A 1307-nucleotide genomic window follows, 5' to 3' on the forward strand; every position below is an offset into this window, starting at 1 on the left:
GTAGATACTGTCTTGACCTGTCAAGGGGTAGCAAGTAAATAATTAGGATCGAAAGGCTTTTGGGACTTTAAAATCCCAAAAGCCAAATGCACCAACTTCCTCATCAAAGCACCAATCACCTGCATTTTGACCTGGACACGACCCAATAATCGGTCACTCATGGCCTTAAGTAACGGGTTGTGACGCATCGCCACTACCGCAGGCAAATACAACGCCTTTCGTAGTCGGACATTGCCGGTACAGGACAAACGAGTTTTGCCTTTAACCGAAGTCCCAGAACTGCGTTCGCAGGGAGTTAAACCCGCATAAGCTGCTAATTGACGGGCATTGTTGTAATCAGAAACATCACGGATTTCAGCTAATAATACAGAGGCCGTCTGTTCACCAATTCCAGGAATTGAGGTCAAAAGATCACGCTGTTGTTTTAAATGTGGGTGCTGGTCAAAATGGTCACTAATCAGTTTTTTGATCAGTTGCTGTTGTTCTTTTAGGTACTCCAAATGTGCCACTGTAAGACCAGCAACAGTTGGCGTAGCTGTTTCCAGACGGTTCTGCTCGCTCGTAGCCATTTCGATCACAGATTCGAGCCGTCGCAACAGGGCTTGTAATTCTTTGACTTCGGGCGCAGTTGGTGTCCATAGAGAGGGTTTCATCGCTGCACAAAAACGAGCAATCAATGCCGCATCTACGGAGTCAGTTTTAGTTCGTAGGAGTTCGCTTTTAGCAAACCCTTTAATCCTGGCCGGATTGACGATACTAACCTGAAATCCAGCCCCATAAAGGAATTCGGCTAAGGCTTCTCCGTAAATGCTAGTGGCTTCCATACAAGCATGGAGTCCCACTACATTTTGTTGTTTAAGCCAGTTATGTAAACTCTCAAACCCTTGAACATTGTTCGTAAACTTTTTGGGTTTAGTTGCACGACCTTCTCTCAGTAAAGAGACATGAAAGTCTCTTTTACTGATGTCTATACCTAAGACTGTTGATGTCATTGTTTGCTCCAGATGTACTCCGATTTATGAAAGAACCGACAGGCAATTGAAGACTAACCTTGTGAATGCAGGCTTTCTCGATCGTTCGATCGAGAGCCTAAGATACTGTCCAGCTTAATGTGCGCCTGTCATCAGTAATGGGAGCTTATCTACGCAACAGACTTATTTCGTCTAAGGGGCGGGCCAACTTCACCAATTTCTGATGTCCTTAAACAGCACTTTCCACTGAAACTTGCACCAAGCGTCAGAAACTTTCTTGTTTCTTTAGATTTACCAAGAAGAAGGTAAGCTCGCCTGAAAGTCGGTATGATCGCC

At 44.8% G+C, this 1307-nt stretch carries 1 protein-coding gene; it reads right to left on the minus strand.

Features of this window, described 5'->3' with window-relative positions:
- Positions 1–20 precede the first annotated feature (20 nt).
- On the minus strand, positions 21–992 hold the full coding sequence (locus QUB24_RS33400; protein ID WP_333157875.1) for a transposase: 972 nt from the start codon (positions 990–992) through the stop codon (positions 21–23).
- Between the last annotated feature and the right edge of the window lie 315 nt (positions 993–1307).

It is taken from the genome of Microcoleus sp. B9-D4, from assembly GCF_036705105.1.
Lineage (GTDB): Bacteria > Cyanobacteriota > Cyanobacteriia > Cyanobacteriales > Microcoleaceae > Microcoleus.

Coding starts and splice junctions, on each gene's coding strand:
- QUB24_RS33400 (WP_333157875.1), bottom strand. CDS start 992: ATGACATCAACAGTCTTAGGTATAGACATCAGTAAAAGAGACTTTCAT.